Raw genomic sequence first — 5,578 nt, 5'->3', positions numbered from 1 at the left:
TTCCCAGCCAAGCTGGAAACCGAAGGTGATGATGCAATTTTCAACACCCTGCTAGGCCGATGCTGATCCCAGCGGCCGAAAACCAAGTTCCCTTGCTGGGCTGACGCGGCACCCACACAAGGGCTGTGCCGAAGGGGGCATACATGATTGATCCCGACAAAGAGCGGGAGGACTTCATCTCGATCCGGCAGCTTGTGGCGCTGATCGCGCAGGCGACAGGGAAAACTGAGCAACAGGCGGCAGCGGTCGTGTCAGTGAACCTTGCGCGAAATCCAGCATGGACCCGGCTGACCCTGTGCGAGTGGACACCGGCGTTTGGCTGCACCCGATCGGGCGACAAGGACAACGATGGGGTAAAGCAAAGGCTTGTGCGCTGGGGCAATACCGGAGAAAGCTCACCGAGTTTTGAGGACTTCGATGACATCCCATTCTGACGACATTCTCGACCGTATTGGATTCCAGCGTTCGGACATCCTGCCACTGCTTGCTGAGGCGGGGATTGCCGTCGGCGACGTCGAGTTCGTCCAGCTACAGCGGACGGACTGGCCCGAGTGGAAATTGCGGCTTGCTGTCGCCGACTATCTGACTCATACGGAGGTGGCCGCAGCGATTGCCGGAGTAGACCTGTCCGTACCCGGCTGGTTGTCGGATGAGGAGCAGGCGGAGCTTTCTGCCTGGGAGAGCATCGTCCGACGAGCCTGTGGTTCCGAGTCGTTGAAGGCGGTGGCCGCAGACTTGAATGGCGATGGCACACCCCGCGCCTGGGAGATTCGCCTGTCTGACCTCGCTGCGTGGTGCGCATCAAGGAACACGCCCATTCCGTACCCGCTGCCCGGCAATCCGCTGACGGCCATGCCGACGACGGACACGGAGTTGCTTGAGGCCCTGGCAGCTGCCGAGCGGGAGCGGGAGCACTGGAGGTCAGAGGCGCAGCAGCTCGGTGCGATTCGGCAACAGATCGACAGCCAGCGTGCGGCGATTGAACGCTTGCGTGCTGAGATCAGGGCCAAAGACGACAAGGCGGGAAAGGTGACCGCCGAACTGGAAAGACTGCAGGCTGATGCGCTGGCTGGAAAGGCCCGCACCACCGCCCTGAAGATCATCGCGGGGTTGGCAATGACGGGGTACGGCTTGAACATTCACTCGCCTCGGCTGGAAAAGATTGGAGAGCTTGTTCAGGACCTACAGCGCTGTGGGGCTGGGGTCACAGAGAAGACGCTTCGAGATTGGCTAAAGGAGGCTGCCGTGGTCGTTGAGCCGCCAGAAAAGCGTGCATGACTCGCTGCGAAGCCCGCATGGATGCTGAGATAGTTCGGTAAATACCGAACCCCGACGCGGTATTTACCGCGATGCCGTGTATCTGATCCATATTGTGCGAAGCCATGTGCTCCGGGCTGTTCCGGGGCGCGCTACTCACTTCCAAGGAGTGACGACATGGCTGCACAACTCAAGACCGCGCTGACAATCCTGCGGCGCAATCAGGTTGAAGTCCGCACCGGGCTGCCGCGCTCTAGCCTGTACGACAGGATCAAACGCGGTGATTTTCCGGCTCCGATCCCCCTGGGCGCGCGCTCCGTTGGCTGGCTCGAACATGAGGTTGACGCATGGTTGGCTGATCGCGTCGCCCAGGCCCGCAACCGCGCGTAAGGGGAAGGCCATGAGCAAGAAAAGCCCCCCGACACTGGCGCACGACCGCTATCAAGACGAACTCCAGCTCGCCCCCGCACATCCCCCGTCCCTGGGCTGGTTCGATCTCGCGAAACCCGCTCGCCTGAATCGCAAACTGAAACGCGGCTGGAAGCGCACGAGCCGCGGCTACATCCTGACCGAGCTGCTCGGATTGGTCGCGCTGGCGCTGGTGGCTGCTGCGCTGCTCGTGGGAGCCGTGTAATGAGCCCTCGCGACAAGTTCTTGAGTCTCGTCGACCACAAGACTACCGGCCGCGATCACGGCGTTTTCCGCGTCCCGACGCGCCGCGACAGGACGATGTCCGGCACGTGGCGCGAACTGGACGATGGCCGTCTCCTGATCCACGACTTCGGCGGCGAGCCGACGCAGAACATCCTCGCCGCGATCGGCCTCAGCATCGAGGATCTGTTCCCAGAACGTGTGGACGGACATCTGCCGCGGGAGCGCCGTCCCTTTCCCGCTGCCGATGTGCTTCGTGCGCTCGCTTTCGAGGCACTGGTGATTCTCGCCGCCGCAGCATCGATCCGCAGCGGCGCCGGCCTGACTGGCGAGGACCACGATCGTCTGGCTGTCGCAGTCGGTCGGATCCAGACCGGACTGAGTCTCGCGGGAGTGCGTCATGGCTGAATACTCTGCGGGACTGGCACATCTCGACAAGGGGGCGGCGGACGCGATCAAGGAGGGCTCGACTGGCCGCCGCGCCGTACATCTCATCAACGGCGCCGCGATCCGGCCGACCCCGATCGATTGGTTGTGGGACGGCTGGCTCGCCGCCGGCAAGCTGCACATTCTCGCCGGCGCACCCGGCACGGGCAAGACGACCCTCGCGCTGGCGCTCGCCGCAGCGCTTACGACCCGGGGGTATTGGCCTGACGGGAGTCGCGTGCGCACCGTCGGCGACGTCCTGATCTGGTCTGGCGAAGACGACCCGACCGACACGCTCGCACCGCGTCTGCTGGCCTGCGGTGCGGACATGAGGCGTGTTCATTTCGTCGGCAGTGTCCGAGACGGTGATGACCACCGCCCGTTCGATCCCGCGTCCCACATGCCTGAGCTTTCAGATGCTGCAACGCGTGTCGGTAATGTTCGTCTCTTGATCTGTGACCCTGTCGTGTCTGCGGTCACGGGTGACAGTCACAAGAACACCGAAGTCCGCCGCGCTCTGCAACCCCTTGTCGACCTGGGGCACGAGATCAATGCCGCGATCCTGGGCATCAGTCACTTTTCCAAGGGCAGCCAGGGGCGGGACCCGACCGAACGCGTCGCCGGCTCGCTGGCCTTCGGTGCCCTGGCTCGCGTCGTGCTCGCCGCAGCCAAAATGCAGGACGGCGACGATGAGAACGCAGGCCGTCGCATCTTGGCGCGCACGAAATCCAACATCGGGCCCGACGACGGCGGCCATTACTACGATCTCGATCAGGTCGAACTGCACCAATTCCCTGGCGTCTGGGCGTCGCGCGTGCTGTGGGGTCGAGAGATTGAAGGCAGCGCTCGCGAGATTCTCGCTGCGGCCGATGCGGCTCCCCAGCAAAGCGAAGACCGTGCGGATGAAGACAATCAAGTGGATGCGTGGCTGCGCGCGCTGTTGATCGACGAGTGCGAGATCACCAAGGCTGACGTGATCAAGGCCGGCCGCGCCTGCGGCTTCACCGAGAGGACCATCCAGCGAGCACGGAAGCGCATTGGCGCAACAACCAAGATCAGCGGCTTCGGGAAGAACAAGATCGCTGTTTGGTCTTTGCCGAATCGTGCCATCCAGAGCAGCTTGCATGCCGACCCCAGAAATTGCGGCATGTATGGCACGAATGATGAGGACACCGCAGTCGTGCCAGTTGTGCCATGCGTTTCGGAGTTGGCGTGCGCTGGCAAGGATGGAGTGCCGGAGCCCAGCGCCGAGATCGAGGAGGTGGACGAATGGCTGTAAAGGACCTGCTCGATCAAGCCGAAACGGCCGGAGTGCGCTTTGTCCTGGAAGGTGCGCGTGTAGGGTTGCGTGGCGATCGAGACGCGATCAACGAATGGGCACCCCGCCTGCGCCAGCATCGCGCCGCCGTGCTCCGCGAGGTACAGAAGCGCCTCGCCGACCTGCATCGCATCTGGATCATCCGACCGCTACTGCGAGCTGCCTTCACAGTTGCCTGCCCGCAGGGTGCGACCGAAGCGGAAGTGCGGTCGGTCTGGACGGGCGCCGACGTCGAGCCACTTGAATAACCGCAGCAGGAGAGAGTAGGCATGAGTTCGACCAAGAAACCGACGCGCACCAAAACCGCAGCCAGCACGGACTTTCCCCGCAAGGACGTACAGATCGAAGTCGCCAAGGACGCCGACCAAGTCACCCTCGCGCGCAAGTTCGCCCAGATCTACACCAGCCCTGAACTCGCGGCCCATCGCGTCCTGAACGCCACCGATAAGAAGGTGGGGCTTGGCGAGGCCGTGGATGTCCCGACGCTGATCGACCAACTCCGTGAGCAGGCAAAGGTGGTCAATGGCGGGGACCTGACCCAGGTCGAGGCGATGCTCGTTGGGCAGGCCACTTCATTGCAGACCCTATTCGCCAGATTGACGGAACGTGCCTTCAGCGCCGAGTACATGCCCAACTTCGAGATCTTCCTCAAGCTCGCGCTGCGCGCTCAATCACAGAGTCGCTCGTCGCTCGAAGCCCTCGCTGCGCTCAAGCGCCCGCCGGTGTTGATCGCGAAGCAGGCGAACCTGACAAGCGGCCCGCAGCAGGTCATCAACAACGGGACGATGTCCGACGATCGCGCGAGAACAATCGGAAATCTGCAGAACGAACTATTGGAGAGCAGTGATGGCAAACGGTTGGACGCCGGAGCGGCGGGCACGACAGGCGGAGTTGATCCGCACTTGGCGACCGTGGGATCAGGCAACGGGGCCTAGCACCGATGAAGGGAAAGTCGCCTCCTCGCGCAATGCCTTCAAAGGTGGCCTGCGCGAGGAACTGCGGGCGCTCACACGAGCCTTGAGGGAGCACCGGGCGGCACTGAAGCGTATTCACGAGGAGTAGCTCGCCGCGGGCGACCAACCCTGAAGTACGCACAACGCGGTACGCACGGCAGTACGCACAGAAATCGTGCTTCAGCGACCTGCTCGCGCGAGGAAGCGATTGTCTCGGAGGACTTGAGCCCGGAGGCATAGCGTCAGTCAGCAGGTAGTTGGTTACCACAGGGCCGGTTACCACCTCGGTTACCACAAACGTCACGGTAATCTTGGTTTCGGTATCCAGCCCGGTATCCACCAAAATCCGCGGGGCAAAGCGGATCCACGCGCGTGAAGGCTGCCGCTTCGTGATCACGCCGAAACAACGTGAGTGCATGCGGCAACTCGTCCAGCCATGCCCCGCCATGGGTCATGATTGCGATCGGTATAATGCCGAGTTCCTTCGCCGCACCCAACCACCCCCTCCCGCCCCCATGCTCAAGCTCGAACAGATCACCCCGAACACCGCGCTGGTTGGTATCGAGCTGGGCCAGATCGTCCGCGTCGTCGCCACCGAGCCGGTCGGCCCCGACGCGCTCACCGTGGTCTACAAGACGGCCGACGGACGCTTCGGCGAACGCATGGTGTTCCGCAACGACGAGGCCAACCTGTCCGTCGCCGAAGAAGGCCGCCCGTGGGCCTTCGATGCGCCCGGCGAAGCGTTCAAGCTCGCGGCAGAGGCGTGGCGGATCAACCTAGCGCATCTGTTCGACCCGATGATGGCGGTGCATACCTCCAACGTCGAACCGCTGCCGCACCAGATCACCGCGGTCTACGAGTCCATGTTGCCACGCCAGCCGCTGCGCTACGTGCTGGCTGACGACCCCGGCGCGGGCAAGACGATCATGGCGGGCCTGTTCATCCGCGAGCTCCTGATGCGCGCCGACGCCCG

General features: G+C 63.3%; 9 protein-coding genes. All 9 read left to right on the top strand.

Going from position 1 to position 5,578, the window contains the following annotated elements; all coding sequences use genetic code 11:
• Positions 1–143: 143 nt before the first annotated feature.
• Positions 144–434, top strand: a complete 291-nt coding sequence (locus tag PLC66_RS22090; protein WP_324544340.1) for a hypothetical protein — start codon at positions 144–146, stop codon at positions 432–434.
• Entirely contained in the window at positions 418–1,278 is an 861-nt protein-coding gene (locus PLC66_RS22085; protein WP_324544339.1) for a hypothetical protein, read from the top strand. Before PLC66_RS22090 ends, PLC66_RS22085 begins: the two co-directional genes overlap by 17 nt.
• Before the next feature lie 156 nt (positions 1,279–1,434).
• Positions 1,435–1,647, top strand: coding sequence for a helix-turn-helix transcriptional regulator (locus PLC66_RS22080; RefSeq protein ID WP_324544338.1), 213 nt, complete (start codon positions 1,435–1,437; stop codon positions 1,645–1,647).
• 10 nt (positions 1,648–1,657) lie between these two features.
• Positions 1,658–1,891, top strand: a complete 234-nt coding sequence (locus tag PLC66_RS22075) for a hypothetical protein (RefSeq protein ID WP_324544337.1) — start codon at positions 1,658–1,660, stop codon at positions 1,889–1,891.
• Positions 1,891–2,316, top strand: coding sequence for a hypothetical protein (locus tag PLC66_RS22070; RefSeq protein WP_324544336.1), 426 nt, complete (start codon positions 1,891–1,893; stop codon positions 2,314–2,316). The genes PLC66_RS22075 and PLC66_RS22070 overlap by 1 nt, the downstream gene beginning before the upstream one ends.
• A complete protein-coding gene (locus tag PLC66_RS22065; protein ID WP_324544335.1) occupies positions 2,309–3,613 on the top strand; it encodes an AAA family ATPase in 1,305 nt (434 codons plus the stop codon). Before PLC66_RS22070 ends, PLC66_RS22065 begins: the two co-directional genes overlap by 8 nt.
• Positions 3,604–3,900, top strand: coding sequence for a hypothetical protein (locus PLC66_RS22060; RefSeq protein WP_324544334.1), 297 nt, complete (start codon positions 3,604–3,606; stop codon positions 3,898–3,900). Before PLC66_RS22065 ends, PLC66_RS22060 begins: the two co-directional genes overlap by 10 nt.
• Before the next feature lie 21 nt (positions 3,901–3,921).
• Complete coding sequence (locus PLC66_RS22055) at positions 3,922–4,587, top strand: hypothetical protein (RefSeq protein ID WP_324544333.1); 666 nt, start codon at positions 3,922–3,924, stop codon at positions 4,585–4,587.
• 533 nt (positions 4,588–5,120) lie between these two features.
• Positions 5,121–5,578 (top strand): DUF8742 domain-containing protein (locus PLC66_RS22050; RefSeq protein WP_503012259.1); only part of this gene is annotated, 458 nt, incomplete at its 3' end.

This window comes from Thauera sp., from assembly GCF_035444905.1.
Taxonomy (GTDB): Bacteria; Pseudomonadota; Gammaproteobacteria; order Burkholderiales; family Rhodocyclaceae; genus Thauera.
The sequence above is the reverse complement of the archived record's forward strand: the minus strand, read 5'-3'. Positions and strand labels throughout refer to the sequence as shown.